This window comes from Streptomyces sp. NPDC006140 (assembly GCF_040628815.1).
In the GTDB taxonomy this organism is placed as follows: Bacteria; Actinomycetota; Actinomycetes; order Streptomycetales; family Streptomycetaceae; genus Streptomyces.
In genome coordinates this window covers 188,137-214,272 of record NZ_JBEXTS010000009.1, presented here as the reverse complement: position 1 = coordinate 214,272, position 26,136 = coordinate 188,137, and the positions used below count along the sequence as shown (strand labels likewise).

Here is a 26,136-nt window from a genome sequence, read left to right as displayed (position 1 = left end):
CCACCCGATGACGACACTCGCCAGCGGCACCGACACACTCACCCGCGACGCCCTCACCGTCCTCCAGCCCGGCTTCACCGGCACCACCGCCCCCGACTGGCTGCTGCGCCGCCTCGGTGAGGGACTCGCCTCCGTCGGACTGTTCGGCCGCAACATCGCCTCACCTGCCCAACTCGCCGCGCTGACCGCCCAACTGCGGGCCGAGCGCGACGACGTCCTCGTCGCGATCGACGAGGAGGGCGGCGACGTGACCCGCCTGGAGGTGCGGTCCGGCTCCTCCTTCCCGGGCAACCACGCCCTCGGCGCGGTCGACGACGTGGAGCTGACCCACCAGGTCGCCCACGAACTGGGCCGGCGTCTCGCGGCCTGCGGCGTGAACCTCGACTGGGCCCCGTCCGCCGACGTGAACTCCAACCCCGCCAACCCCGTCATCGGCGTCCGCTCCTTCGGCGCCGACACCGGCCTGGCCGCCCGGCACACCGCCGCCTACGTCACGGGCCTGCAGTCCGCCGGAGTCGCCGCCTGCACCAAGCACTTCCCGGGCCACGGCGACACGGCCGTCGACTCCCACCACGCCCTGCCGCGCATCGACGTCCCCGCGGACGTGCTCGCCGAGCGCGAACTCGCCCCGTTCCGCGCGGCCATCGCCGCCGGCACCCGGGCCGTGATGAGCGCCCACATCCTGGTCCCGGCCCTGGACCCCGACCGCCCCGCCACGCTCTCCCGCCGCATCCTCACCGGGCTGCTGCGCGGCGAACTCGGCTACGACGGCCTCATCGTCACCGACGGCATGGAGATGCGCGCCATCGCCGGCACCTACGGCATCGAACGCGGCAGCGTCCTCGCCATCGCCGCGGGCGCCGACGCGATCTGCGTCGGCGGCGGCCTGGCCGACGACGCGATCGTGCTGCGCCTGCGGGACGCCCTGGTCGCGGCGGTCCGCGCGGGCGAACTCCCCGAGGAACGCCTCGCCGACGCGGCCGAGCGCGTCCGGGCCCTGGCCGGCTGGGCCGGCTCGGCGGGCCGCCCACCCGGGGACACACCCGGCGGCGAGATCGGCCTGGAGGCCGCCCGCCGCGCCCTCACGGTGACCCCCGCACCGGGACTCGGCGGCCCGGGGGCCTTCACCGCCCTCACCGAACCGCCCTACGTCGCCGCCCTCACCCCCGTCGCCAACATCGCGGTCGGCGACGAGACCCCGTGGGGCGTCGCCGCGGAACTCATCCACCTCCTGCCGGGCACGGTGACCGGCAGCTTCTCCGCCGGGGACGGCACGGAGAGCGAGGCCGGACGGAGCGCCGGACGGGCGGCCCTGCAAGCGGCCGGTGCCCGCCGCATCGTGGCCGTCGTCCGGGACGAGCACCGCCACCCCTGGATGGCCTCTGCCCTCGACGCCCTGCTGGCCGCCCGCCCCGACACGATCGTCGTCGAGATGGGAGTCCCGCAGGCCGCCCCGCGCGGCGCCCTGCACATCGCCACCCACGGCGCGGCCCGCGTCTGCGGCCGGGCGGCGGCCGAGGTGATCGCCGGAGTCACGGGGCTGTAAGAACCAGCCGAGATCCCATGGGGTTGTAAGGCTGCATCCGAATGTAGTACTTCTTATACATGAGCGAGCAGGTTCACAACAGGTTGGCCGTGGTGCGCGCCGAACGGAAGGTGTCGCGCCAGAGCCTGGCCGAGGCAGTGGGAGCCCACTACCAGACCATCGGCTACATCGAGCGGGGGCAGTACAACCCGAGCCTCGACCTGGCGCTGAGGATCGCGAAGTTCTTCGGACTGCCGGTCGAGGCCCTGTTCTCCCTCGAACCGTTCCGGCCGCTCACGGACGAGGTCTACGGGAGGAACCAGCCATGACGACGACGCGCCTGACCCGCTACGACCGGAGCATGCTGCGGCTGATGAACGACCGCCGCGGGGCGGCCTGGTACGCCACGGCGGCCCGCCGCCGGCTGGCCGTCGCCGCGCACGTCACGCTCACGGTGGCCATCGGCGGCCTGATGACCCACCTCTTCCTCGCCGAGGGCGAACCGCTGTGGGCCATCGCCGTGATGGCGGTGCTGCTGCTCCCCTGGATGGTCGCGACCGGCGTGATCAACGGCGCCACCCGGGGCCTGCTGGAGCTGCGCGCCCACGTCCTGGACGAGCGGCAGTCGGCCGAACGCAGCCGCGTCCTGGCCCGGGCCCACCGCGTGACGACCCTGCTGCTGGCCGCGGCGGCGGTCACCCTGCTGATCACGGGCGGCGTCGCCGGCGACGCCCCGAGGGCCTACGCGGCGCCCCTGCTCATCGCCGTCCTCGTCACCCACTGGGTGATGCCCCTGTGGGTGGCCGGCTGGCTGGCCGAGGACGACCCGGCCGACGACGACGTCCTGACGACCGGGGCCGTGGAGGGCTAGATGCCCTGCCAGTCCGGCTTGTTGGCGTACGTGTGCCGGAAGTAGTCCGCGAGCTTCAGCTTCGACGCGGCGGCCTCGTCGGCGACGACGGTCGCGTGCGGGTGGAGCTGGAGCGCGGACGCGGGGCACACCGCGGCGACCGGTCCTTCCACCGTCGCCGCGACCGCGTCCGCCTTGCCCTCGCCGGTGGCGAGCAGCACCAGGTGCCGGGCCTCCAGGATGGTGCCGATGCCCTGCGTGATCACGTGGTGCGGCACCTGGTCGATGTCGCCGTCGAAGAAGCGCGCGTTGTCGATCCGGGTCTGCTCGGTCAGCGTCTTGATCCGCGTCCGCGACGCCAGCGACGAGCACGGCTCGTTGAACCCTATGTGCCCGTCGGTCCCGATCCCGAGCAGTTGCAGATCCACACCGCCGGCGTTCGCGAGCGCCTTGTCGTACGCCTCGCACGCCCCCGGCACGTCCTCGGCCGTGCCGTCCGGGCCCGTGAACCGGTCCATCCCGATGCCGAGCGGCTCCAGCACCTCGCGCCGCAGCACCGAGCGGTAGGACTCCGGATGGTCGGCGGGCAGCCCCACGTACTCGTCGAGCTGGGCGATCCGCGCCCGCCCGACGTCGACGGCACCGGAACGCACCTTCGCCGCCAGCGCCTCGTACACGGGCAGCGGCGTGGAGCCGGTGGCCACGCCGAGCAGGGCGTCGGGCTTGCGCCGGAGCAGCTGGGCCATGGCCTCGGCGACGAGCTCGCCGCCCGCCTTGGCGTCCGGAACGATGACAACTTCCACGCTGGGCCTGCCGATCTGAGAGGAGTGCTCGACTGGGACGGGGACCCGGGGAGGGGCCGTGTGGTTTAGACCAATCTAACAGAGCGGGGGCCGCCCTCCCAGGGTGCCGGCCGCCCCTCCCGGGCAGACGGCGACGCCGTGCCGACCAGGTCTCCGGACGGTGAACAGCACCGCCCGGACCTGGGCGTTCCACGGCCCGGGGGAGTGAAATGGAACCCGCACGACCCGCACGACCCGCACGACCCGCACGACCCGCACGACCCGCACCGACCCGCGCCCGGAAGGACCCCGCCATGACCGCCGCCACCCCGGAGCCCCTCAGCGACCTCCCCGGCCGGATCATGGCCGGCGAGATGGCGGAGCAGCCCGCCGTCCTGCGCCGGATCCTGGCCGACGGCGCCCCCGCGATCCGGGACGTGGCCCGGCGGATCGCCGCCCGCAGGCCCCGCTTCGTCCTGCTGACCGCCCGCGGCACCTCCGACAACGCCGCCCTGTACGCCAAGTACCTCCTGGAGATCCGGCTCGGCCTGCCGTGCGGACTCACCTCGATGTCCACCACCACGGCCTACGGCGCCCGGCCCGACCTCACCGACGTCCTCGTCGTCACCGTCAGCCAGTCCGGCGGCTCCCCGGACCTGGTCGCCTCGACCCGGGCCGCCCGCGAGGCCGGCGCGATCACGCTGGCCGTCACCAACCACCCGGACTCACCGCTCGCGGACGTCTCCGAGTACCACATCGACATCATGGCCGGACCCGAGAAGGCCCTCCCCGCGACCAAGACCTACACCGCCTCCCTCCTCGCGCTGTACCTGTTCGTGGAGGGCCTGCGCGGCGGCGACGGAGCAGCCGCGCACGTCCTGCCGGACCTCGCCGCCGGCCTGCTCGCCCGGCAGGACGAGGTGCGCGCGCTCGCCGCCCGGTACCGCTTCGCCGAGCGCATGGTGATCACCTCACGCGGCTACGGCTACCCCACGGCCAAGGAAGCCGCGCTGAAGCTGATGGAGACCAGCTACATCCCGGCCCTGTCCTACTCCGGCGCCGACCTGCTGCACGGGCCCCTCGCCATGGTCGACAACGTCTCCCCGGTCATCGCCGTGGTGACCGACGGCAAGGGCGGCGCAGCGCTCCAGCCCGTGCTGGACCGGCTGCGCGGCCGCGGCGCCGACCTCGTCGTCATCGGCCCCGGGAGCCAGGTCGAACAGGCGTCGGCCGGTTTCGTGCTGCCGACGCGGGACGTGGCCGAGGAGGTCCAGCCCGTCCTGGAGATCATCCCCCTCCAACTCCTGGCCTACGAGGTGACCATCGCCCGCGGCCAGGACCCGGACGCCCCCCGCGCCCTGGCGAAGGTGACAAAGACCCACTGAAACCCGCGCGCCGACGGCGGTCGCGGAAATTGCCCTCCCCATCCGGCCCCGCACAGGAACCCACACGGGTTAGGCTGCGTGCTGGACGCTCGTGCGTCCGACGCGTCGCGGAAATAACAACAACGAACAGCCTCCAACGCATGGACACCCCGAGTGGTCTAGTCCACAATGCGTAACGAGAGCGCGTGCACAGCGCGCACCAGCCTCCGTCCTCCCCGCACAGGAGGACGGACCGAGGAACCGAGGCTCTCTGCCCTGACTGCCCCGGCTCCTCATCCTTCGGCCGACCGGGACCGCACACCCCACGGCCGATACTGCTCCGGGCTGCGGTGCCGGGAGGGTTGAGGGTCCCTCTCAGGCGCCGCGGCCCGCGGGTGTTTCCGGAGGCCGACCGTTCCTGGGCCGTACCGTCCCGGTCCGGGTATTTCAGAGCCGTACAAACGCCCGGGTACGCTCGCCACGTGCCCTCCATGAACGAACTCGTACGCCAGCACACCGCCCTCGACGACACCGACCTCGAGTGGCTGCACCTGCTGGTCTCGGAGTGGCAGCTGCTCTCCGACCTCTCCTTCGCCGACCTGGTCCTGTGGGTCCCCACCAGCGACGGCACCCGGTACGTCTCGGTCGCCCAGATGCGGCCCAACACCGGCCCGACCTCGTACCAGGACGACATGGTGGGCCACCTCGTCCCGCGCGGCCGCCGCCCGATGCTGGACGCCGCCCTCGACGAGGGCCGCATCGTGCGCGAGGGCGACCCCGAGTGGCGTGAGGAGGTCCCCGTCCGGGTCGAGTCGATCCCCGTACGCCGCGAGGGGCGCGTCCTCGGAGTCATCGCGCGCAACACCAACCTCCTCACCGTGCGCACCCCGAGCCGCCTGGAGCTCACCTATCTGCAGAGCGCCTCCGACCTCGCGCAGATGATCGCGGCCGGTTCCTTTCCGTTCGCGAACCAGCTGCTCGACATGGACGCCTCGCCCCGCGTCGGCGACGGCCTGATCCGGCTCGACGCCGACGGCATCGTCCAGTACGCCTCCCCGAACGCCCTGTCCGCCTACCACCGCCTCGGCCTCGCCTCCGACCTCGTCGGCCAGCACCTGGGCCGGACCACGGCCGAACTCGCGCCGACCCGGGGCCCGGTGGACGAGGCGCTCGCCAAGGTCGCCAGCGGCTGGGCGCCGCGCGAGTTCGAGATCGAGGCCAACGACGGGGTCATCCAGTTCCGGGCCATCCCGCTGAAGCCCAAGGGCACCCGCATCGGTTCGCTGGTGCTGCTGCGGGACGTCACCGAACTGCGCCGCCGCGAGCGCGAGTTGATCACCAAGGACGCGACGATCCGGGAGATCCACCACCGGGTCAAGAACAACCTCCAGACGGTGGCGGCCCTGCTCCGCCTCCAGGCCCGGCGCATCGAGTCCGACCGCGGCCGGGAGGCCCTGGAAGAGGCGGTGCGACGCGTCGGATCGATTGCGATCGTGCACGAGACGCTCTCCCAGAACCTGGACGAGCGCGTGGAGTTCGACGACATCGCCGACCGCGTCCTGGCGATGGTCGCGGAGATCTCCCCGGGCAAGGTCACGGGCCGGCGCACCGGCCGCTTCGGCATCCTCGACGCCGAGGTCGCCACCCCGCTGTCGATGGTGCTGACCGAGGTGCTGCAGAACGCGCTGGAGCACGGCTTCCGCGAGGGCGACACCGGCACGGTCGAGGTGTCGGCGGTCCGCGGCGGCACCACGAAAGAGGCCCGGCTGCTGGTCACCGTCCAGGACGACGGCGTCGGCCTGCCGGAAGGCTTCGATCCGCACACCGCCGGCAACCTCGGCCTGCAGATCGTACGCACCCTGGTGGAGGGCGAGTTGGGCGGCACCTTCGACATGGTCCCGGCCCCGGAGCGCGGCACCCGCGTGATCCTCGACATCCCGGTGCGGTCGCAGAAGTAGCAGCTCCCGGCCCGTCGAGCGAGGGCCCGCACACAGCATTGAGCCCCGGACCACTGGGTGGCCCGGGGCTTAAAGCTCGCTGCTGCTGTGTAAGCGCATCGGGGGAACTGCGCGCTGCGGCTCGGGGGCGGGAGATGCGTGCTCGCTGCACGCGCCGCCAAGCTCAGGCTGTCAGCAGGGGTGGGTTGTCAGGCGGAGGCCTGACGGGCCCGGTTGCGGGCGGCGCGGCGCTTCATGGCACGGCGCTCGTCCTCGCTGAGACCACCCCAGACGCCGGAGTCCTGGCCGGACTCGAGCGCCCACTGCAGACACTGCTCGATCACCGGGCAGCGACGGCAGACGGCCTTGGCTTCCTCGATCTGCAGCAGCGCAGGACCGGTGTTGCCGATGGGGAAGAAGAGCTCGGGGTCTTCCTCGCGGCAAACGGCGTTGTGACGCCAGTCCATGGCTGCTACCTCTCCTTGGTATTACGTGCAGGTGCTTGTGAATGTGAACGCTTTCACGAATCCCTCAACAAGTGAAGGGCCGACCGCCAGGTTCCCTGGCGTGGGTCCTGTGAGTTGAAGAGGGGTTCTGGTGATCAGTGGAGGCCGGTGTTGCGGGCCGTCCCGATCGCCACGTAGAGACTCGCAAACCTCAGCGGCGGATACAACCCCTTCTGGAAAGTTTTTTTTGATTCTTCGGTGTCGACTAGGTCACAGCCGTACTTCCATGGGGTGGATCCTGGCCTAAACGTTCGAGTGAAAGGACTTTAGCCAGTTCTGCTCACACAATCACACGCAGTGCACGGCGTACGCCTGTGAACGTCACGCTCGTTCGCAGCCCCAGGTGGTCACCGTCCATCTGGAGGGGGAGTGGCACCTTCGAATGCAAGGTGAACTCGGTCAAGTCGTGCAGAGACGTGGCGTGCTTGCCATGGGGTCCGCGCTCGGGGGACGAAGTGAGCAACTGGGTGCCATACCGGGCAACCGCCGCGGTGGACAGGCGGCTGAGACCGAAGAGATCGAGCCCGGTATCGAACGAGGCCTTAGGTGCCGCGTAGATCGGGCGATTCCCCAGAAACGTCCACGGGGAGGTGTTCGAGACTATGGACAGCACCAGATCGGTGACCGGGTCCTCCCCGGCCCGCTCCAGCGTGATCGTCCCGTGCCGGCGGTTGGGCTCGCCGAGAAGCTGGCGCACGACCTGACGCACGTAAAGAGCGTGTGTGGATTTCCGGCCGCGTTCGCGGTGCTGCTCCACCCGGCCGACCACACCGGCGTCGAAGCCGAGGCCCGCGTTGAAGGTGAACCAGCGGGCCGGCACCGCCTCGTCCTCCGTGCCCGGCGTGCCGGAGGCCAGGCCGAGGCCGACGGTGCGCTCGCTGCCGTCGCGCAGGGCGTCCAACAGGGCGCCGGTGGCCTCCACGGCGTCGTTCGGCAGGCCCAGGGCGCGGGCGAAGACGTTGGTGGAGCCGCCCGGGACCACGGCGAGGCGGGGGAGGTGCCCGGGCGCGGGGCCGGCGTGCAGCAGGCCGTTGACCACCTCGTTGACCGTGCCGTCGCCGCCGAGGGCCACCACCAGGTCGATGTCGTCGCTGTCCGCCGCCTGCCGGCCCAGGTCGCGCGCGTGGCCGCGGTACTCGGTGGTGACGGCCTCCAGCTTCATCTCGCTGGCGAGCGCGTGGATCAGTACGTCGCGTGTGCGCGCACTTGTGGTGGTTGCCGCCGGATTGACCACGAGGAGTGCACGCATGACTGGCAGCGTACCTACTGGGGGGTACCGGGCCCAGACCGAGGTAGGGATCCGGTAAGAGACCTGGGGTGAACCTCCCCACGGGGGGCGCGTACGGCGAGGGCTACCCTTCAGGGGTGAGCAGTGAGCAGACCCCCACCACCCCGGAGCACGCCGGCCCCCGCCCGCGCCGTCTGACGTACGCCGCGCTGCTGGCCGCGCTGGAGGGGCTCGCGCTGGTCGTCGGCGGGGTCTGGATCCTCGTCCTCGGCCTCACGGGTCATCCCGACGACCGGCAGCAGGCCGTCACCGGGGGGATCACGCTGGTCGTGCTCGCGCTGCTGCCGCTGCTCGCCGCGCGCGGGCTGCTCGGCCTCCGCAGCTGGAGCCGCGGCCCGGCCGTCATCACGCAGCTCATGGCGCTGCCGGTCGCCTACAACCTGCTACAGGCCGACAGCATGGCCATCCCGGGCGGGATCGCCCTCGCGGTCGTGGCCGTCGCCTCGCTCGTGCTGCTGGTGAACCCGGAGACGACCCGGGCCCTCGGGATCCGCGGGCCCGGCAACCCCGGCGCTACGGAGAAGTAGCCGTCACTGCTCAGCTGTCACTTCTCAGCTTCACGTCTCGCTGTCACTCCTCGACGAGGAGCTTCTCCCGGAGCTGCGCCAGCGTGCGCGCCAGCAGCCGGGAGACGTGCATCTGCGAGATGCCGACCTCCTGCGCGATCTGCGACTGGGTCATGTTCCCGAAGAACCGCAGCAGCAGGATCCGCTTCTCGCGCGGCGGGAGGTCCTCCAGCAGCGGCTTGAGGGACTCCCGGTACTCCACACCCTCCAGCGCCTCGTCCTCGGCGCCGAGGGTGTCGGCGACCGCCGGGGACTCGTCGTCGGTGTCGGGGACGTCCAGGGACAGCGTGGAGTACGCGTTGGCGGACTCCAGGCCCTCCAGGACCTCCTCCTCCGAGATCGCCAGCTTCTCGGCGAGTTCGTGGACCGTGGGGGAGCGGCCGTGCAGCTGCGAGAGCTCGGCCGTCGCCGTGGTCAGCGACAGGCGCAGCTCCTGCAACCGGCGCGGGACGCGCACCGCCCAGCCCTTGTCGCGGAAGTGGCGCTTGATCTCGCCGACGACCGTCGGGGTCGCGTACGTGGAGAACTCCACGCCGCGGTCCGGGTCGAAGCGGTCGACCGACTTGATCAGTCCGATCGTGGCGACCTGCGTCAGGTCGTCCAGCGGCTCGCCGCGGTTGCGGAAGCGGCGCGCCAGGTGCTCCACGAGCGGCAGGTGCATGCGGACCAGCTGGTTGCGCAGCTCCGCGTACTCGGGACTGCCATTGCTCAGGGTGCGCAGCTTGAGGAACATCTCGCGCGCCCCGCTGCGGTCCGGCGAGCCGTGCTGCGCGCCCTGTGTGTGGTGCGCGCGCGGCGTCTCGTCCTCGGAGTGTCGCTCGTGCTCGCTCATCGTCCCGCCCGTCGCCCTTCCCCGAGCCCTCGCCTCCTCCGCCACTCTCGACTTCTCGCGAGTGGGAGGACCCCCCTGGACGGGGGATGCGGTGATCCCCCCGCCCGGAGGCGCGCTCCGCACGGCACTGTCCCGCTCCTGCCGCCCGCCGCCCGGGAGGACGGCTCCCGTGGAGTCGTCCTCCGGATGCGGGCGGGCCTGTTCGGGGATGCCGTCGATGCCGTCCGCCATGGGCCGGGCCCCGCTCGGAGTGCCCGTGCCCGTGCCTGTGCCCTCGGCCGGCAGCTCTCGTGTGCTGCGCTCTTCGTCCCGCACCGGCCCGTCCTCGTTCCTCACGCCGGCCCGGGTCCCGCGCCGCGCTGTTTGTAGAGGCTGATCGAAACGGTTTTGTCCTTGTCCACGGCAGAGGAGACCTTGCCCGCCAGGGCGGACAGGACGGTCCAGGCGAACGTGTCCCGCGAGGGGGCATGACCATCCGTGGTCGGTGCCGAGACGGTGACCTCGAGTGAGTCGTCGACGAGGCGGAAGACACAGCTGAGCACCGAGCCGGGCACGGCCTGCTGCAGCAGGATCGCGCAGGCCTCGTCCACCGCGATGCGCAGGTCCTCGATCTCGTCGAGGGTGAAGTCCAAACGGGCCGCGAGACCGGCCGTGGCCGTACGCAGCACCGACAGGTAGGCACCCGCGGCCGGCAGCCGGACTTCCACGAAGTCCTGGGTCGCGGGCTCGCCTGCGATCTGGGACACCCTCACCTCCATGGTGGTACAAGCGTTCTAGGACCGAGGGTCGCCCCCCGGGGGTAACGCGATACGTGGTTCAGCGGTGACGCTATCGCGCTCTCAACGGTCCTGTCCCCGGGACCCCAACCCCGTGCCGTCACTCACAGTAAACCTGTGGACACGCTCCGTGTCTAGGGGTTGGGCGGGCCCAAATGGGAAGAGCGCGCGCCGGGTTGACGTACCCAGACGTCAGACGGTCGAACCGTCCGCCGCCGGGGTCCTGTCGCCTCACACCAGGACATGGTCGACGAAGCACCACCGCCAGGTCTCCCCGGGCTCGTGGGTCCGCATCACGGGGTGACCGGACTGCTGGTGGTGCCCCGTCGCGTGCCGTCCCGGCGAGGAGTCGCAGCAGCCGACGTGACCGCAGCTGAGACACAGCCGTAGTTGCACCGGATCCATGCCCTCCGCCAGACACTCCGGGCACGTCTCGCTGAGCGGGACGGGCTCGGGGTGCGGCAGCGCTTCGGCATGCGTGCACTGTTTCATGATTGCCAGGTTACGACGGCCGAGCGGAAGACCGCGTCGAAAAAAGAGGGCGGGCGAGAACGATGGACGTGATGCCACTGTTGCTGCTGGTGGCGGGCAGCGCCGCGATCGCCGCCGCCGCGCGGCGCACCCAGGTGCCGGCGCCGCTGCTGCTGGTGGCGGCAGGGCTGGTGGTCAGCTACGTCCCCGGGGTGCCCGACTACACCCTCGACCCGCACATCGTCCTGCCGCTCATCCTGCCCCCGCTGCTGCACACGGCCGCCACCGACAGCTCGTACCTCGACCTGCGGGCGCAACTGCGGCCGGTCGCGATGCTGTCCGTCGGGTACGTGCTGTTCGCGACCTTCGTCGTCGGCTGGGCCCTGTACCTGATCGTGCCCGACCTGCCGCTGACGGCGGCCCTGGTGTTCGGCGCGGTGGTGGCGCCGCCGGACGCGGTCGCGGCCACGGCCGTGGCCCGCCGGGTCGGGCTGCCGGGGCGGATCACCACGATCCTCCAGGGCGAGTCCCTGCTGAACGACGCCACCGCGATCACCGCCTACCGCGTCGCCCTGGCCGCCGCCGTCGGCGAGGGCGCGACCTGGGCCGGGGGCATCGTCGAGTTCCTGCTCGCGGCGGTCGGCGGCGTCCTGGTCGGACTGGTGCTGATGGTGCCGATCCACTGGCTGCGCACGCACGTGAAGGAGGCCCTGCCGCAGAACACGCTCTCCCTGCTGATCCCGTTCGTCGCGTACGCCGCCGCCGAGCAGGTGCACGCCTCCGGGGTCCTCGCGGTCGTGGTGGTCGCGCTCTTCCTGGGACACCGCGCGTGGGAGGTCGACTTCGCCACGCGTCTGCAGGAGGAGGCGGTGTGGAAGATGGTCGCGTTCGTGCTGGAGTCGGCGGTGTTCGCGCTGATCGGCCTCCAGCTGCCCGTGGTGCTCCGGGGTCTGGGGGAGTACGAGGGCGTCGAGGCCGCCTGGTACGCCGTCGCCGTCTTCCTGGTGGTCGTCGCGGCCCGGTTCGTGTGGGTGTTCCCGGCGGCTTTCCTGCCGCGGCTGCTGTCGGCCCGGATCCGGGAGCGGGAGGAGCGCCTTTCGTGGAAGGCGCCGTTCGTCATCGCGTGGGCCGGGATGCGCGGCGTGGTCTCGCTGGCCATCGCCTTCTCCATCCCGCTCACCATGCACGACGGCGAGGAGCCCTTCCCGCACCGCAACCTCATCCTGTTCCTGACCTTCACGACGGTCATCGGGACCCTGGTCGTGCAGGGACTGACCCTGCCCCCGCTGATCCGCCTGCTGAAGTTCCCCGGGCGGGACGCGCAGGCCGAGACGCTCGCCGAGGCCAACGCCCAGGCGCAGGCCTCCCGGGCCGCCGAGCGGCGCCTGGACGAACTCCTCTCCGACGAGCGCAACGCCCTGCCCGCCCCGCTCGCCGACCGGCTGCGCACCGTCCTGGAGCGCCGCCGCAACGCCGTCTGGGAGCGGCTCGGGCAGGCCAACCCGGTCACCGGGGAGTCCGTCGACGACACCTACCGGCGGCTGTCGCGGGAGATGATCAGCGCCGAGCGCGAGGTGTTCGTCAAGCTCCGGGACGCCCGGTACATCGACGACGAGATGCTGCGGACCCTGCTGCGCAGGCTGGACCTGGAGGAGGCGGCGGCCTTCCGGGAGGCGGCGTAGCTACGGGCCGGGTGTTACGGGAAGGGGCGGCCGGTGACCACGGCCGCCACCGTCGTCCCGGGCGGGAAGGCGCCCTCCTCGGCCAGGGCGACGAGCCCGTACAGCAGCTTGGCGACGTACAGGCGCTCGACGGGCAGGCCGTGCCGGTGCTCGAAGTCCGCCGCGAAGGCCTCCAACTCTGCCGGCACGCGCGCGTAGCCGCCGAAATGGAAGCGGTCGTCCATGCTCCAGGCACCGCGCGGCCCGCCGAAGGCCTGCCGCTGCAGCGTCTGTGTGTCGGCGGTCAGGAAGCCGCCCTTGAGGACCGGCACCCCCAGGGCACGCTGCCCGGGGGCGAGACCGGCGGCCAGGCCCGCCAGCGTGCCGCCGGTGCCGCAGGCCACGGCGACCACCTCGGCCCGGCCGCGCAGCTCGGCACCGAGCGCCCGGCAGCCGCGCACGGCCTCGGCGTTGCTGCCGCCCTCGGGGACGACGTACGCATCTTCGACGTCCGCCGCGCGCAGGATCCCGGCCAGGGTCCGCGGCTCGGACTTGCGGCGGTACGTCGCCCTGTCGACGAAGTGCAGCCGCATGCCGTCGGCCGCGCAGCGGGTCAGCGACGGGTTGAGGGGCCGGCCGGCCAGCTCGTCGCCGCGGACGACACCGACCGTGGGGATGCCGAGCAGCCGGCCGGCCGCGGCCGTGGCGCGCAGGTGGTTGGACCAGGCGCCGCCGAAGGTGACGACGGTACGGCCGGCCGCCGCCGCGAGGTTCGGTGCCAGCTTGCGCCACTTGTTGCCGATCAGCTCCGGGTGGATCAGGTCGTCCCGCTTCAGCAGCAGCCGGACGCCCCGGCGCTCGAACCGGCCGTCCACGACCTCCTGCACCGGCGAGGGCAGCCGGGGGCGCAGTGCGGCGAGGCCGGGGGTGTCGGGGCTGGTCACGCGGCCATTGTCACCCGTGGGTGGGGGACGGGGCACCGCGGCTGACGTCCGGGCCGGGCTCCGGCGGCCCCGGCCTGCGCCGGTCGCGCACGAGTGCTAGGAGAGAGGGCCCTCCCCGCAGGCACCACAGCGCGATCACCGGGTCGCAGATCGCGCAGCCCAGGGAGGAGGTGTGGGCGAACGGGATGATCGGGTTGCCCTTGATGTGGTGGACGATGTCCCAGGCGGTGTGCAGCAGCCAGCCGACGCCGATCCAGGTCCACGACTCCAGGCCCCGGAAGGCCACGTAGGTGACGAGCGCGGTGAAGGCGAACTCCCAGCCGCCCAGGCCGCCGCCGCTGAGGTACGCGGCACCGGCACCGGCGACCATCAACGCGTTCAGGCGCCGCCGGTGGGGCTCCCGGACGAAGGACATCAACAAGGCGTAGAGGACGCCGACGCCGATCGGCGCGATGTACTGCATGGAGGGGCCCGTTTCTGGAGTCGGTGGCGGGAACGGACCACCACGCTAGATCCGGCCCCGGACGCGCCCCAGAGGCATAACCGACAGGTTCCCACCGGTTGTCGCCAGCCGCTCCGGGCCCGGCCGAGGCTCCGTCGAACGCCGGAACGGGCCCCCTCCTGCCCACTTGTACGAAGATCCATTCCCGCTCTTTCGGGTAATAGCACAGCGGCACCGGGTGGGGAAGGCTTGGGCGTGCACGTCGATGCCCGAGGCATATGGGTGTCGATCACAACCGGGAGGGCAGTTCTCTATGTCGGTAGGCGAAGAGGTCCGCACGGAGGAGACCAAGCCGCAGCAGAGTCTCGGCACGGCGGCCGCGCGGAACCTGGCCACCACGACCAAGTCCGTGCCGCAGATGCAGGAGATCAGCTCTCGCTGGCTGCTGCGCATGCTGCCCTGGGTGGACATCCAGGGTGGTACGTACCGGGTGAACCGGCGACTGACGTTCGCCGTGGGCGACGGCCGGATGACGTTCGTGAAGACCGGCGACCGGGTCGAGATCATCCCCGCGGAGCTGGGCGAACTGCCCGCGCTGCGGTCGTACGAGGACGAGGAGGTGCTCTCCGAGATCGCCCGCCGCTGCGAACAGCGGGAGATCCGGGCGGGCGAGGTGATCGCCTCCTTCGGCAGCCAGTCCGACGAGGTGTACCTGCTCGCACACGGCAGGGTGGAGAAGATCGGCACGGGCCCGTACGGCGACGACGAGTCGCTCGGAGTCCTCGCCGACGGCGCCTACTTCGGCGACCAGGCCCTGCTGAACCAGGACGCCATCTGGGAGTACACCGCCCGCGCGCTCACCGCGTGCACCGTACTCGTGCTGCCCCGCCAGGAGTTCGAGCAGATCGCGGAGCGCTCGGACTCGCTGCGCGAGCACCTGGAGCAGCGCCGCGCGATCCCCCAGCAGCGCTCCAACAAGTACGGCGAGAAGGAGATCGACCTCGCCGCCGGCCACTCCGGCGAGCCGGACATCCCGCACACGTTCGTCGACTACGAGGCCCGCCCCCGTGAGTACGAACTGAGCGTCGCCCAGACCGTGCTGCGCATCCACACGCGCGTGGCCGACCTCTACAACCAGCCGATGAACCAGACCGAGCAGCAGATCCGGCTGACGGTCGAGGCGCTGAAGGAGCGCCAGGAGCACGAGCTCATCAACAACCGCGACTTCGGCCTCCTGCACAACTGCGAGTACGACCAGCGGATCCAGCCGCACGACGGCGTGCCCAGCCCGGACGACCTGGACGAGCTGCTCAGCCGGCGCCGCGGCACCAAGCTGCTCCTCGCCCACCCGCGCGCGATCGCCGCGATCGGCCGTGAGCTCAACAAGCGGGGGCTGGTCCCGGAGACCATCGACATGGCCGGCAACCGCATCCCCACCTGGCGCGGCGTGCCGATCTTCCCGTGCAACAAGATCCCGGTGACGGAAGCCCGTACGACGTCGATCATCGCCATGCGTACCGGTGAGGGCGACCAGGGCGTCATCGGCCTGCGGGCCTCCGGCATCCCGGACGAGATCGAGCCGAGCCTGTCGGTGCGCTTCATGGGCATCAACGAACAGGCCATCATCAAGTACCTGGTCACGGCGTACTACTCGGCCGCGGTCCTGGTACCGGACGCGCTCGGCGTCCTGGAGAACGTCGAGATCGGCCGCTGGCGGTGACGCTTCCGGTACGTCGGCCGTGTCCCCGCCCGGCAGGGCGGGTACACCCGGGGGGTACGTGCTCAGCGGCAGCGGAAGCGTCGGCTTCCGCTCGTTCTCCGAGGCGGTCCCATGGGTGAGTCCCTCACGGATGTCGAGTTCGGGACGGAGACGACGCTGCCCGCGCCCGGCGGGCGGCGCGGCACCGAGCCCCGGCGTGCGGCCGGGGCGCCGGAAAGGCGGGGGCCCATCGGGACACAGCAGGACGGCCGGCCGGGACCGGCCGACGGACACGAGGCGGTCATGCTCCTGCAGCGGGCCCGGGCGGAGGTCGATCCGGTGCTGCGGGCCGCGGTCGGCTCGCTGCCCGGGCCGATGCAGCGGATCGCGCGCTACCACTTCGGCTGGGAACAGGCGGACGGCACCCCGGCCGAGGGCGGCTCGGGCAAGGCGATCCGTCCCGCGCTCGTCCTCGCCGCCGCGGCCGCCCTGGGCGGACCCGAGGCACGGGCGGGGGCGGTCCGGGCGGCCGCGGCGGTGGAGCTGATCCACAACTTCACGTTGCTGCACGACGACGTGATGGACCGGGACGCCACCCGCCGCCACCGGCCCACCGCGTGGACGGTGTTCGGCGACGCCGACGCGATCCTCGCCGGGGACACCCTGCAGGCGCTGGCCCTGCGGCTGCTCGCCGAGGACCCGCATCCTGCGTCCCCGGCCGCCGCCGCCCGGCTCGCGGACTGCGTGGTCGAACTGTGCGCCGGACAGCACGCGGACACGGCCCTGGAGCGGCGCGGCCCCGGCGAGGTCACGCTGGACGAGGTCCTCGCCATGGCGGAGGCCAAGACCGGCGCGTTGCTGGGCAGCGCGTGCGCGATCGGCGGGCTGTACGCGGGCGCCGGGGACGCGGACGTGGCGGCGCTGGACGCGTTCGGCCGGGAGGCCGGGCTCGCCTTCCAGCTCATCGACGACGTCATCGGCATATGGGGCGACCCGAGCCGCACCGGCAAGCCCGTCGGCGCGGACCTGGCCGCCCGCAAGAAGTCCCTGCCGATCGTCGCGGCCTGCGCCTCCGGCACACCGGCGGCCGTCGAACTCGCCGAACTGTACGCCCGTCCCCACGACAAGGAGGACCTGGACCACATCGCCCTGGCCGTGGAGCGCGCGGGCGGCCGTGACTGGGCCCAGGGCCAGGCGGCCGACCGGATGGCCCGGGCGATGCAGCAACTGGCGCGTGCCGTGCCGGACCCGGAGGCGGCGGGCGGTCTGCTGGCCCTCGCCGAGTTCGTGACGCGGCGCAGCAGTTGACGCCCGGCACGCGGCCGGCCGACAGCGGCACGCGGTGGCCCTTCGGGCGTCCGAAGGGCAGGACCCCGGAGTTCCGGGGGCTGTGCGGCTCCTGACTCCGCACGGCCGCCGGTCTCCGGCCGGCGGGTCCCGCACTTCCCCACGGGGTGCGGGGCCCGCTCTCTCCCGCACCCGGGGCGATCATCTCCGGGGCGATCATCTCCGGGCGGATGTTCGGCTGAATCCCGCCAAGCTCCCGCCCCGCGCCCCGGGAAGGCCCCGGGCCGCCCTACGATCAACGCCCGTCGGGCGAGCGAAGGGGCGGGACATGGGCGTGGCGATCCGGACGGCGGACGAGGGGGACCGGGACCTGGTCGTCCGGCTCCTCGACGAGGCGTTCCAGGACGACCCGGTGAGCGGCTGGGTCTTCCCCGGGGCGGAGGACCGCCGTGCCAAGCACCCCGGGCTCATGGCCGCCTTCACCGACGTGGTGCTCGCGGCGGGGCGCATCGACCTCACCGAGGACGGCTCGGCCTGCGCGCTGTGGCTGTCCGTACCGGCCGGCGAGCACGGCGGCGATGCCGAGGACGACGGTCCGGCCCAGGTGCGACAGGCCGTGGACCCGGACAACGAGCGCATCGAGGCGATCGGCCGGCTGACGGCCGCGATCCACCCCTCCGGGCGGGCCCACGAGTACCTGTGGATGATCGGCGTGGCGCCGGGCCGCCAGGGCGAGGGCCTCGGCACCGCGCTCATCGAGTCGGTCCTCGACCGCTGCGACCGCGAGGGACGGCCCGCGTATCTGGAGGCCAGCAACGCCCGCAGCCGCAAGCTGTACGAGCGCCTCGGCTTCGAACTCGCCGGCCCGGCCCTCGACCTCCCCGACGGCCCGACCATGTGGCCGATGTGGCGCGAGCCCCGCCCGCACCGGGCGCCCTGACCTGCCCGCTCGTCGACTTCCTGGCAGCGCCGGCCACCCGCGCACGCCGGAAACCGGCAGCCCTGACGCCGGGGGCGTAAGCAAGGCATCGGCGCGCACGCGCGGCAACGGCGTACCGGCGCGCCCATACGGCAGGAAGCGCCGAGCCCCCGACCGTCCTACCCTGAGGACATGGGCAGCGAAGGACATGTCTGTCCGGCCTGCGGACAGCCCGTGGAGACAGTCGTCCGGCGGCACAAGACGCTGGGCGCGTGGGTGCCGCTCTGGGTGGCGGGCCCCTGCCACAACCCCGCGTGCACGGCCTGCGACGCGCAGGACGCGGTGCGCCACACCGGTGAGGACATGGAGCGCGCCGAGGCCGCCCGGCCCGCCGGGAGCACCGCCCCGCCTGCGACGACGCCCTCCGAGGCGGCCCCGGGGGAAACCGTCGCGAGAAATCCCTGAGTCCGTGTCGAGAACACCGGCCCGGCTCCGACGTCCCCTGTGAAGAGCCGCCCGGCAGGGCGGTGAGAGCCGAAGGAGCGGACTGATGAAGTACCTGGTCATGGTGCAGGGCACGCAGGCGGACTACGACGCGATGCGCGGCAAGGCGTCGGCGACCTCCCCCGCCTGGAGCGAGGAAGAGGTGCAGGCCATGTTCTCCTACATGGGCGCCATCAACGACGACCTCTCCGAGACCGGTGAGTTCGTCGACGGGCAGGGCCTGGCCGAGCCGGCGCAGACCCGGCACGTCACCCTCGGCGACGACGGCAAGGCCGTCATCACCGACGGCCCGTACGGCGAGACCAAGGAGCTGCTGGCCGGCTACTGGGTCCTGGAGTGCGAGAGCCTGGAGCGGGTCACGGAGATCGCCGAGCGCGTCGCCCGCTGCCCCCAGCCGGCCGGAGCCCCCGACTACCCCGTCGTGATCCGCCCGATCATGGACGGGTCCGGGGACATCTGACGAGCCGCCGCCGGATCCGCCGGTGCGGAGCACGCCCGAGATCGAGGACCTGCTGCGCGACAACGCGCCGCAGGTCCTCGGCGCGCTGGTCAGACGGTACGGGCACTTCGACGCCGCCGAGGACGCCGTACAGGAGGCGCTGCTCGCGGCGGCCGGGCAGTGGCCCGCGCAGGGCGTGCCCGGCAATCCGCGCGGCTGGCTGATCAAGGTCGCCTCGCGGCGGCTGACCGACGCCCTGCGCAGCGAGGAGGCCAGACGGCAGCGCGAGGAACGGGCGGCGGCCCTCACGCCCCGGGACGCGTTCACCGCCCCGCCGTCGGGGGAGCGGGCGCCCCGCGAGGACGACACCCTCTCGCTGCTCTTCCTCTGCTGCCACCCGGACCTGAGCCCACCGGCCCAGATCGCGCTCACCCTGCGCGCGGTCGGCGGTCTGACCACGGCGGAGATCGCCCGGGCGTACCTGGTTCCCGAGGCGACCATGGGCCAGCGCATCAGCCGGGCCAAGCAGAAGGTGCGGGGCGTGCGCTTCGGGCGCCCGGACCGCTGGGAGCAGCGGCTGCCGTCCGTCCTCCACACCCTCTACCTGATCTTCAACGAGGGGTACACGGCCACCTCCGGCCCCGCCCTCCAGCGCCGCGATCTCGCGGGCGAGGCCGTACGGCTGACCCGTACGGTCCACCGGCTGCTCCCCGACGACTGCGAGGTGGCCGGCCTGCTCGCGCTGATGCTGCTGACCGACGCCCGCCGCGACGCGCGCAGCGGACCGCACGGCGAGCTGATCCCCCTCGACGAGCAGGACCGCGACCGCTGGGACAGGGCGGCGATCGAGGAGGGCGTCGCACTGGTCACCCGGGCCCTGTCCCGGGGCCGGCCGGGCCCGTACCAGTTGCGGGCCGCGATCGCGGCCGTGCACGACGAGGCGCCCTCGCCCGCGGAGACGGACTGGGCCGAGATCCTGGGCCTGTACGACGTCCTCGTCGGCCTGGTCCCCGGCCCCGTCGAACGCCTCAACCGCGCGGTCGCCGTCGCCATGGTCCGCGGCCCGCGCGCCGGTCTGGCCGAACTGGACCTGCTGCGCGGCGAGTTGAAGGACCACCGCCTGGACGCCGTACGAGCGCACCTCCTGGAGCGCGCGGGCGAACCCCAAGCCGCCCGAGCCGCCTACGAGTCGGCCGCCGCCCAGACCCTCAGCCTGCCCGAGCAGCGCTATCTCCGGGCCCGGGCGGCGCGGTTGAGGCAGTAGCGTGTGCGGCATGGGCATGACGGGGAAGCGGCGGCGCAGGCTCTGGCGCCGGGCCGTGATCGTGTGGGCGGTGACCGTGGCCGTCGCGGGCGGGCTGACCCTCTGGGCGCAGGACTCGACGCAGCCGCAGGGACCGTACGTCTGGGAGCGGACGGACCCCGACGAGCCACCGGACCTGCCGCCCTGCCCGACACCCGAGGGCGGCGGGGCGGCCCTGTGCGCGTACGCGGAGACGGACTAGAGCCGCAGCCCGCCCGTCTCCGGGTCCCGGCTCGTCAGGCAGTACGTGCCGCCCGCCGGGTCGCGCATCACCGTCCAGCCGGAGAAGGCGGCCACGTACCCGGCCCCGAGTTCCTCGTGCCACGCGCGGGTCGCCCCGACGTCCGCGCAGGCGAGGTCGAGGTGGGCGGAGGCCGGGCGCTCCTCTTCGAGGCGTTGCAGCAGCAGCCGGACCGGCAGGCCGGGCGGTGGTTGCAGCACGTGGAACTCCGGGAGGGCACCGGGCCGCGACTCCCAGCCGGCGAGCAGCGCACTCCAGAAGGCGACTTCGGCCTCGTACGCCGAGGGCGGGACGTCGACGCACACCTGGTCGAGCCGGCTGCCCCGCACCACGCCCGGCCGCGACGCCTGCCCCCGCCAAGGGTCGGCGCAGAACAACTGCCCGCCCGGCGACCGCAGCACGACGAGCGACCCGAAGTCCTCCACCACCCGCGCGCCGAGCCGCACGCCCGCGTCGGCGAACTCCCGTACGTCCTCCACGCAGAAGTCCAGGTGCGCTCCGCCGGGACCCGACGCGACCGCCTGGGCCTTCACGCAGGCGTCGGCGCCGTCCGGGAGCAGCGTGACGAACTCGGAGTGCTCGCCGCGGAGTTCGGAGAGCCGGGTCCCCGTCACCGCGGTCCAGAAGGCACAGGCCGCACCGAAGGCATCGCGCGGCCGGTCGGCGAAGGCGTACGTCCAGCGGATCGTCATGGCCGCGATCCTATGCGGCCGCCGCCACGGCCACCCGCGTGAACCTTGACCAGCCTTTGCCTCGCCGTTCCCCGCCTATTGGCCTGGGCTTGTTTGCATTCAGGAATGGACCACATCACGTTCCTCGTGGCCGTCGTCATCGTGACGGCGCTCGCGTTCGACTTCACCAACGGCTTCCACGACACGGCGAACGCGATGGCCACGTCCATCGCCACCGGCGCGCTGGCTCCCCGAACGGCGGTCCTGATCAGCGGTGTCCTCAACGTCGTCGGTGCCTTCCTGTCCACCGAGGTGGCCAGGACGATCTCGGGCGGCATCGTGGACGACACCCTCGTCACCCCGGGCATGATCTTCGCGGGGCTGGTCGGGGCGATCCTGTGGAACCTGCTGACCTGGCTCCTCGGACTGCCCTCCAGCTCCTCGCACGCCCTGTTCGGCGGGCTGATCGGAGCCGTGTGGGTGGGGGCGGGCAGCCACGGGGTCGACTTCGACAAGGTCGTCGAGAAGGTACTGGTCCCGGCGGTGGCCTCGCCGGTCGTGGCCGGGGTCGCCGCGCTGCTCGCCACCTACCTCGCCTACCGGCTCACCGACCGCGCCCGCAAGGAGTCCGTCACCAAGGGCTTCCGCGTCGGGCAGATCGCCTCCGCCTCACTCGTCTCCCTCGCCCACGGCACCAACGACGCGCAGAAGACCATGGGCGTCATCACCCTCACCCTGATCTCGGCCGGTGCGCTCGGCCACGACGCCGGCCCGCCGCTGTGGGTCATCGCCTCCGCGGGCCTCGCCATCGGCCTCGGCACCTACCTCGGCGGCTGGCGGATCATCCGCACCATGGGCAAGGGCCTCACCGAGATCCAGTCGCCGCAGGGCTTCGCGGCCGAAACCGCCTCCACGACCGTCATCCTGACCTCCGCCCACCTCGGCTTCGCCCTGTCCACCACGCAGGTCGCCTCGGGCAGCATCCTCGGCGCGGGGCTGGGCCGCAGGCTCGCGGAGGTCCGCTGGGGCGTCGCGGGCCGGATGGCGGTCGCCTGGATGATCACCCTGCCCGCCGCCGCGCTGGTCGGCGGCCTGGCCGCAGCGGTCGTGCAGAACGGCGGCGACCTCGGGACCGCGGTCGTCGCCCTGGTCGGTGCCGCCCTCGCCGGGGGCATCGTGCTGCTCTCCCGCCGCAACCCGGTGCACGCGCACAACGTCAACGACACGCACGAGGTCACCCTCCGTACCGAGCCGCCGGCCAAGGTCGGCGCGGCCGCCTGAACGACCGGGAGTCGACATGCAACTGGACTGGACCGCACTCGGCGAGGTCACCGCGGTGAGCATCGGCGTCACCGTCGCCGTGGTCGTCGTCTTCGCCCTCGGCGTCCTCGGCCTCGCCCGGCTGGAGGGCGCCCGCGAACACCCGGGCGGCACCAGCGCCCTCGGCCTCGGCCAGGCCGCCCTGTGCTTCCTCGCCTGCGCGGCCGTGGTGGCGTACGGGATCTACCTGATCGTGCCTCAGTTCCACTGAACGCGTACGACGAAGGGGCCCGGCCGGATCGGCGGCCGGGCCCCTTCGCCGTACGGGCGATCAAGCCTTCTTGGTCTCCTAGTAATGGGCCGGGTCTGTGACCTGCGGGGATCTTCCTCGTGGGGTGCTGACCTGGCCTTTTACTGATGGCTGGCGATGGGGTACGACGGTCGTGATCGGGTGTCCTGCGGACTGTGTGCGGACTGGGGGAGGCGCCGGGCGGGACATATCCCAGGCGCCACAACATCCCCGGATGCGTGTGCAATTCTTATCGCCTTACGAATATCCGGGGGTGAGGGTGTTACACCATCGTGGGCTCATGGCAAGTGCGTCCGTCGTCGCGGGTGTGGTGGTAAGCGTCTGTGTGAATCTGATGACTGATCAGTGGAGTCTCTCGTTGATCGGTGCCACCGTGGCGTGCGCTCTCGTCTGGGCCACCCTTGAGTTCGTGCGCTCACGCGACGAGGGTGCTGCCCAGCAGATCGCGGTGCGCGTGCGCGCCACGAATGGAGGGCGGATCGCCGACTCTCCAACCCATGTCGCGGCGGCCGCTTCCCGCTCCGCTGTCGACAGGTCCGCAGAGGGAGGCACCATCGAGGCAAGCGCCGTAATGGTGAACCGCGACGCCCAGGTCACCCAGCATGCCTCCGGCGGAGGGACAGTCAGCGGCAGCGACATCACCGTTCACTGAGGGGGAGCACCGCGATGAACCACATGGGCATGTCGCTGTTGGGGCGCGAAGACGAGACGGCGGAATTCGAAGCGTTCCTCCAGGGTGACGATCGGGTGCTTCTCTATTGGGGTGTGGCGGGCCAGGGGAAGTCCACTCTGGTCGAACACCTCGCCGCGTGCTGTCCGAAGGACGGATACGTCGTGGACCTCGAGTACACGGCCGGTCGGCGGAACCCTTCCTCTGACTCCGCGGACGCCGCTCGGGAGCTTCTGGACGAACTCGCCGAGGTTTTAGGTGGGTGGTGCGGGACCGGCACCCCCGCCTACCGCCGTGCGGCGGACCGGGCTGACGCCGACGAACAAGCGCTGCTCACCCGCAACATCACGCTGAAGGCGACGGTGACCGCCCGAGGTAACTCGTCGATCGTAGACTCTCCGGTCTCTCTGAGCGCTGGCAGCATCACGGAGCCGCTGGCGAACCTCCGGGCGCTAAACAGGTCAAAGCTGGTGCGGGCGTTGTGTGACGACCTGCGGAAGGCGGACCTGTCGGGTCGGGTCCTGTTCGTGGACACCACCGAGCGTCTCTACTACCTCGACGAGGTCGCCTATTTCGAGGCCAGCGGAGGGGCCCGGGGCGCAGACGAGATCGGTCATTGGTTCGCCAATCGCTTTGTCCCCCATCTCCTGAGCGGCGCGAAGGGGCTGAAACTGGTGCTCGCCGGCCGTGAGGAGGTTCCGATGAAGTCCGGAATCCGTTGCCGGCGTAGGGAGCTGCGGAACTGGTCCTCGACCGATAGCGACGCCTACCTGGCCTCGCGCGGTCAAGAAGCTGACGGGTTCCAGCAGGCCGTGTATCGCCTGTGCAAGGGTCACCCCGGTTGGACCAGCATGCTTAGCGACACCGCGGCGATCCTCGACTGGGGCGAGATCGACCTCTTCGAGCTTGAGCGAATAGCTCGTGACCGCCCCGCCGAGGAGTGGCTTCCCCGCGTGTTCCTGAGCCGCATCCCGGAGCCCAGGAGAGCCGTCGTCGTCGCTGCGGCGACCCTGAGGTCGGTGGTCAAGGAGGCCATCACTGCGGTGCTGGCGAAGGCCCCGCAGGACGAGCAGTGGTTCGAGAGCCTCACCGCGTACTCGTTCGTCCAGTTGCGCCGGGCTCACCGGCAGAGGCCGTCGTGGCACATCCACCCTCTGGTCCGAGGCGCCATCCTCAGCCACCTCGGGGGTCAGGAGCCGCTGCGGCTCATGGAATGGCATGGGCGTGCGGCCGCCTACTTCTCCCGCTCGGGTGATCTGGAGAACGAGCTGTACCACCGGTTCTGCTCCGGCGACACGAGCAAGGAAGGGGAGTGGCACCGCCTCTTCCAGTCGGCGAACCTGGCATGTGACTACGACTCCGGCCTTAGAGTGATTGAGCTCGTCACCGCACACGAGGTCCGCGAGGGCCTCCTCCGCACGAGGCCAGGCTTGGTGAGCCACGCCCTGACGCTCAGGTCCGACATCTCCCTCCACCAAGGTCGGTTGGACGACGCCGTCGTCGAGGCCGAACAGGCACTCCGGATCGCCCGCGAGGAAGACCTCGCGCGAGAGGAGGCCAAGGCTCTGTTCCTCCTGGGGTGCGTGTCGCAGCGGCGGAGCGAGCTCACGAGCGCGAAGGAGCTCTTGAGCCAAGCCTTCGATATCTGCCTGGCCACCGGTGATACCCAGAACGGGGCGAACTGCCAGTTGCACCTGGGATCCGTCGCGGCCCGACAGGCCGACTACGTCACGGCCTCCAAGTGCTTCAGCGTTGCCGCGAAACTCTACGAGGAACTCGGGGACGTACTGGGGGAGGGCAACGTCCATTCGGAGCACGGCACCGCGCTGCGCAGGGTCGGCCGGTACGGCGAGAGCAGGAAGGCACTGCGCCTAGCCGTCCGAAAGTACCGCGGCCTCGGCTTCAGACTCGGCGTAGCCAATGCCCTGCGGGAGGAAGGAGGGATCTACCTGCGCGAGGGACGCGCGCAGGAGAGCCGGAACGCGCTCCACGAGGCACTCAGTCTCTACCGGGAGATCGGCGACCGGCTCGGCGAGGCCGCGTGTCGGGCGGAACTGTCCTTCCTGGAGCTAACCGATGGCGATGCGGATGCGGCCCACGCATCGCTGCGCGATGCCGCGTCCTTGTACGCCTCCATCGGCAACGAGCTCGGCGTGGCCGACACGAACTTGCTGAGCGCCCAAGTGCTCGCCCACCAAGGGGCTATCGACGAGGCGCTGGTACATGTGAGCCGAGCCTCGACTGCGTATGGGCACCTTGAGAGCCGCTTAGGCAAGGCCAACTGTCTTCTGCTCTCCGGTGTGTTCATGATGATGAAGGGCGCGCTGTCCGAGGCGAACGTCAGCCTGGCCAGAGCGGTCCGGGCTTTCCGGGAGATCGGAAACGCCCAAGGGGAGCGGTTGGCACTGGGTGAGCGTTCACGTGTAGCGGTTCTGGAACAGGACGGAGATCTGGCTGTCCGTCTGGCCAGACGTGCCTTGCACGTCTCGTCGTTCATGGGCAGCAAGGTAGCCATGGCCGAGAGCATGATGGCTCTGAGCGCCGCAGAACTCGCCAAGGGCAGGACGACGGAGGCGGTGCGCGCCTTCGGGGCCAGTAGTGCCCTCTTTGAGGAGCTCGGGATCGAGAACCAGGCTCAGAAGGTCAGCGGCATGATCCTCCTGTCCGCCGCGGAGCAGTAGAGCCTCTTCCAGAAGTCTGCGGGTGGGCTACCGCTCCTCAGTAAACGTGCAGGCGTCATCGAGGCCGGCATCCTCCTATTGCTCTCTCATCCCCACCGACAGTTCGGCTCATTGTGGTTAGCCGTCAAAGTCTTCGAGCGGGACGAAATCGGAAGTGTCGCGTAGAACGCTGTCATCAACCCCGCGCCGGCCATGCCCATCTGAACCG

At 71.6% G+C, this 26,136-nt stretch carries 27 protein-coding genes; 18 read left to right on the top strand and 9 right to left on the bottom strand.

The genetic code is table 11. The features are described from left to right. Positions 1-7 precede the first annotated feature (7 nt). Genes ABZ386_RS23865 through ABZ386_RS23855 form a run of 3 tightly spaced genes read left to right on the top strand, consistent with a single transcriptional unit; the run spans position 8 to position 2,396 of the window. Entirely contained in the window at positions 8-1,546 is a 1,539-nt protein-coding gene (locus ABZ386_RS23865; protein WP_356501910.1) for a glycoside hydrolase family 3 protein, read from the top strand. 59 nt (positions 1,547-1,605) lie between these two features. Then, a complete protein-coding gene (locus ABZ386_RS23860; RefSeq protein ID WP_114255227.1) occupies positions 1,606-1,854 on the top strand; it encodes a helix-turn-helix transcriptional regulator in 249 nt (82 codons plus the stop codon). Beyond that, on the top strand, positions 1,851-2,396 hold the full coding sequence (locus ABZ386_RS23855; RefSeq protein WP_351342292.1) for a hypothetical protein: 546 nt from the start codon (positions 1,851-1,853) through the stop codon (positions 2,394-2,396). Before ABZ386_RS23860 ends, ABZ386_RS23855 begins: the two co-directional genes overlap by 4 nt. Here the strand turns inward: ABZ386_RS23855 and nagB are convergent. Continuing rightward, on the bottom strand, positions 2,393-3,178 hold the full coding sequence (gene nagB / locus ABZ386_RS23850) for a glucosamine-6-phosphate deaminase (protein WP_355716696.1): 786 nt from the start codon (positions 3,176-3,178) through the stop codon (positions 2,393-2,395). The two genes, ABZ386_RS23855 and nagB, sit on opposite strands and share 4 nt — an antisense overlap. 293 nt (positions 3,179-3,471) lie before the next feature. On the opposite strand from nagB, the gene ABZ386_RS23845 reads away from it, so the two are divergent. Together ABZ386_RS23845 and ABZ386_RS23840 are read left to right on the top strand one after the other, a co-directional pair. After that, positions 3,472-4,542 carry an SIS domain-containing protein gene (locus tag ABZ386_RS23845; protein ID WP_358965775.1) on the top strand — a complete coding sequence of 357 codons (1,071 nt, stop codon included), beginning with the start codon at positions 3,472-3,474 and terminating at the stop codon, positions 4,540-4,542. Between the two features lie 470 nt (positions 4,543-5,012). Continuing rightward, the gene (locus tag ABZ386_RS23840) at positions 5,013-6,479 is read left to right on the top strand and encodes a PAS domain-containing sensor histidine kinase (RefSeq protein ID WP_351342605.1); all 1,467 of its coding nucleotides are present in this window, start codon (positions 5,013-5,015) and stop codon (positions 6,477-6,479) included. Between the two features lie 188 nt (positions 6,480-6,667). On the opposite strand, the gene ABZ386_RS23835 is transcribed toward ABZ386_RS23840, so the two are convergent. Both ABZ386_RS23835 and ABZ386_RS23830 read right to left on the bottom strand, forming a co-directional pair. Then, positions 6,668-6,925, bottom strand: coding sequence for a WhiB family transcriptional regulator (locus ABZ386_RS23835; protein ID WP_003992873.1), 258 nt, complete (start codon positions 6,923-6,925; stop codon positions 6,668-6,670). A 319-nt stretch (positions 6,926-7,244) separates the two neighbouring features. Continuing rightward, a complete protein-coding gene (locus ABZ386_RS23830; RefSeq protein ID WP_351342298.1) occupies positions 7,245-8,213 on the bottom strand; it encodes a diacylglycerol kinase family protein in 969 nt (322 codons plus the stop codon). 116 nt (positions 8,214-8,329) lie between these two features. Between ABZ386_RS23830 and ABZ386_RS23825 the strand changes: the two genes are divergently transcribed. After that, on the top strand, positions 8,330-8,779 hold the full coding sequence (locus ABZ386_RS23825) for a hypothetical protein (RefSeq protein ID WP_356615255.1): 450 nt from the start codon (positions 8,330-8,332) through the stop codon (positions 8,777-8,779). 43 nt (positions 8,780-8,822) lie between these two features. Here ABZ386_RS23825 and ABZ386_RS23820 read toward each other — a convergent pair whose 3' ends face one another. The 3 genes from ABZ386_RS23820 to ABZ386_RS23810 form a co-directional block, all read right to left on the bottom strand. Further along, positions 8,823-9,965, bottom strand: coding sequence for an RNA polymerase sigma factor SigF (locus ABZ386_RS23820; protein ID WP_351342302.1), 1,143 nt, complete (start codon positions 9,963-9,965; stop codon positions 8,823-8,825). Positions 9,966-9,982: 17 nt separating this feature from the next. Then, entirely contained in the window at positions 9,983-10,396 is a 414-nt protein-coding gene (locus tag ABZ386_RS23815; protein WP_003992877.1) for a hypothetical protein, read from the bottom strand. A gap of 261 nt (positions 10,397-10,657) precedes the next feature. Continuing rightward, positions 10,658-10,918 (bottom strand): UBP-type zinc finger domain-containing protein, encoded by a 261-nt coding sequence (locus ABZ386_RS23810; RefSeq protein WP_351342305.1) that lies wholly within the window; start codon positions 10,916-10,918, stop codon positions 10,658-10,660. A gap of 62 nt (positions 10,919-10,980) precedes the next feature. Here ABZ386_RS23810 and ABZ386_RS23805 point away from each other — a divergent pair, with 62 nt between their 5' ends. Continuing rightward, positions 10,981-12,579, top strand: coding sequence for a Na+/H+ antiporter (locus ABZ386_RS23805; protein ID WP_351342307.1), 1,599 nt, complete (start codon positions 10,981-10,983; stop codon positions 12,577-12,579). Between the two features lie 14 nt (positions 12,580-12,593). Here ABZ386_RS23805 and ABZ386_RS23800 read toward each other — a convergent pair whose 3' ends face one another. Both ABZ386_RS23800 and ABZ386_RS23795 read right to left on the bottom strand, forming a co-directional pair. Further along, positions 12,594-13,502 carry a pyridoxal-phosphate dependent enzyme gene (locus ABZ386_RS23800; RefSeq protein ID WP_356675395.1) on the bottom strand — a complete coding sequence of 303 codons (909 nt, stop codon included), beginning with the start codon at positions 13,500-13,502 and terminating at the stop codon, positions 12,594-12,596. A 10-nt stretch (positions 13,503-13,512) separates the two neighbouring features. Beyond that, on the bottom strand, positions 13,513-13,965 hold the full coding sequence (locus ABZ386_RS23795; protein ID WP_355717687.1) for a DUF6010 family protein: 453 nt from the start codon (positions 13,963-13,965) through the stop codon (positions 13,513-13,515). A gap of 292 nt (positions 13,966-14,257) precedes the next feature. Here ABZ386_RS23795 and ABZ386_RS23790 point away from each other — a divergent pair, with 292 nt between their 5' ends. The 7 genes from ABZ386_RS23790 to ABZ386_RS23760 all read left to right on the top strand — a co-directional run bounded on the left by ABZ386_RS23790 (position 14,258) and on the right by ABZ386_RS23760 (position 20,297). Beyond that, on the top strand, positions 14,258-15,664 hold the full coding sequence (locus ABZ386_RS23790; protein WP_351342313.1) for a family 2B encapsulin nanocompartment shell protein: 1,407 nt from the start codon (positions 14,258-14,260) through the stop codon (positions 15,662-15,664). Positions 15,665-15,775: 111 nt separating this feature from the next. After that, on the top strand, positions 15,776-16,951 hold the full coding sequence (locus ABZ386_RS23785; protein ID WP_356672984.1) for a family 2 encapsulin nanocompartment cargo protein polyprenyl transferase: 1,176 nt from the start codon (positions 15,776-15,778) through the stop codon (positions 16,949-16,951). A gap of 307 nt (positions 16,952-17,258) precedes the next feature. Next, complete coding sequence (locus tag ABZ386_RS23780) at positions 17,259-17,870, top strand: GNAT family N-acetyltransferase (protein WP_356615258.1); 612 nt, start codon at positions 17,259-17,261, stop codon at positions 17,868-17,870. Between the two features lie 171 nt (positions 17,871-18,041). Beyond that, on the top strand, positions 18,042-18,314 hold the full coding sequence (locus ABZ386_RS23775) for a hypothetical protein (protein ID WP_351342319.1): 273 nt from the start codon (positions 18,042-18,044) through the stop codon (positions 18,312-18,314). An 85-nt stretch (positions 18,315-18,399) separates the two neighbouring features. Continuing rightward, positions 18,400-18,813 carry a YciI family protein gene (locus ABZ386_RS23770; protein ID WP_351342321.1) on the top strand — a complete coding sequence of 138 codons (414 nt, stop codon included), beginning with the start codon at positions 18,400-18,402 and terminating at the stop codon, positions 18,811-18,813. A 22-nt stretch (positions 18,814-18,835) separates the two neighbouring features. Further along, positions 18,836-20,056 carry a sigma-70 family RNA polymerase sigma factor gene (locus tag ABZ386_RS23765; RefSeq protein WP_351342323.1) on the top strand — a complete coding sequence of 407 codons (1,221 nt, stop codon included), beginning with the start codon at positions 18,836-18,838 and terminating at the stop codon, positions 20,054-20,056. A 10-nt stretch (positions 20,057-20,066) separates the two neighbouring features. Continuing rightward, on the top strand, positions 20,067-20,297 hold the full coding sequence (locus tag ABZ386_RS23760) for a hypothetical protein (RefSeq protein WP_358965772.1): 231 nt from the start codon (positions 20,067-20,069) through the stop codon (positions 20,295-20,297). Here the strand turns inward: ABZ386_RS23760 and ABZ386_RS23755 are convergent. Further along, complete coding sequence (locus tag ABZ386_RS23755; RefSeq protein WP_358965770.1) at positions 20,294-21,028, bottom strand: VOC family protein; 735 nt, start codon at positions 21,026-21,028, stop codon at positions 20,294-20,296. The two genes, ABZ386_RS23760 and ABZ386_RS23755, sit on opposite strands and share 4 nt — an antisense overlap. A gap of 105 nt (positions 21,029-21,133) precedes the next feature. Here ABZ386_RS23755 and ABZ386_RS23750 point away from each other — a divergent pair, with 105 nt between their 5' ends. The 4 genes from ABZ386_RS23750 to ABZ386_RS23735 all read left to right on the top strand — a co-directional run bounded on the left by ABZ386_RS23750 (position 21,134) and on the right by ABZ386_RS23735 (position 25,928). Continuing rightward, complete coding sequence (locus tag ABZ386_RS23750) at positions 21,134-22,288, top strand: inorganic phosphate transporter (protein ID WP_351342329.1); 1,155 nt, start codon at positions 21,134-21,136, stop codon at positions 22,286-22,288. A 16-nt stretch (positions 22,289-22,304) separates the two neighbouring features. Then, positions 22,305-22,538 carry a hypothetical protein gene (locus tag ABZ386_RS23745; protein WP_351342331.1) on the top strand — a complete coding sequence of 78 codons (234 nt, stop codon included), beginning with the start codon at positions 22,305-22,307 and terminating at the stop codon, positions 22,536-22,538. Between the two features lie 319 nt (positions 22,539-22,857). Continuing rightward, a complete protein-coding gene (locus ABZ386_RS23740; RefSeq protein WP_358965768.1) occupies positions 22,858-23,229 on the top strand; it encodes a hypothetical protein in 372 nt (123 codons plus the stop codon). Positions 23,230-23,243: 14 nt separating this feature from the next. Beyond that, positions 23,244-25,928, top strand: a complete 2,685-nt coding sequence (locus ABZ386_RS23735) for a tetratricopeptide repeat protein (RefSeq protein WP_358965766.1) — start codon at positions 23,244-23,246, stop codon at positions 25,926-25,928. Positions 25,929-26,136 lie beyond the last annotated feature (208 nt).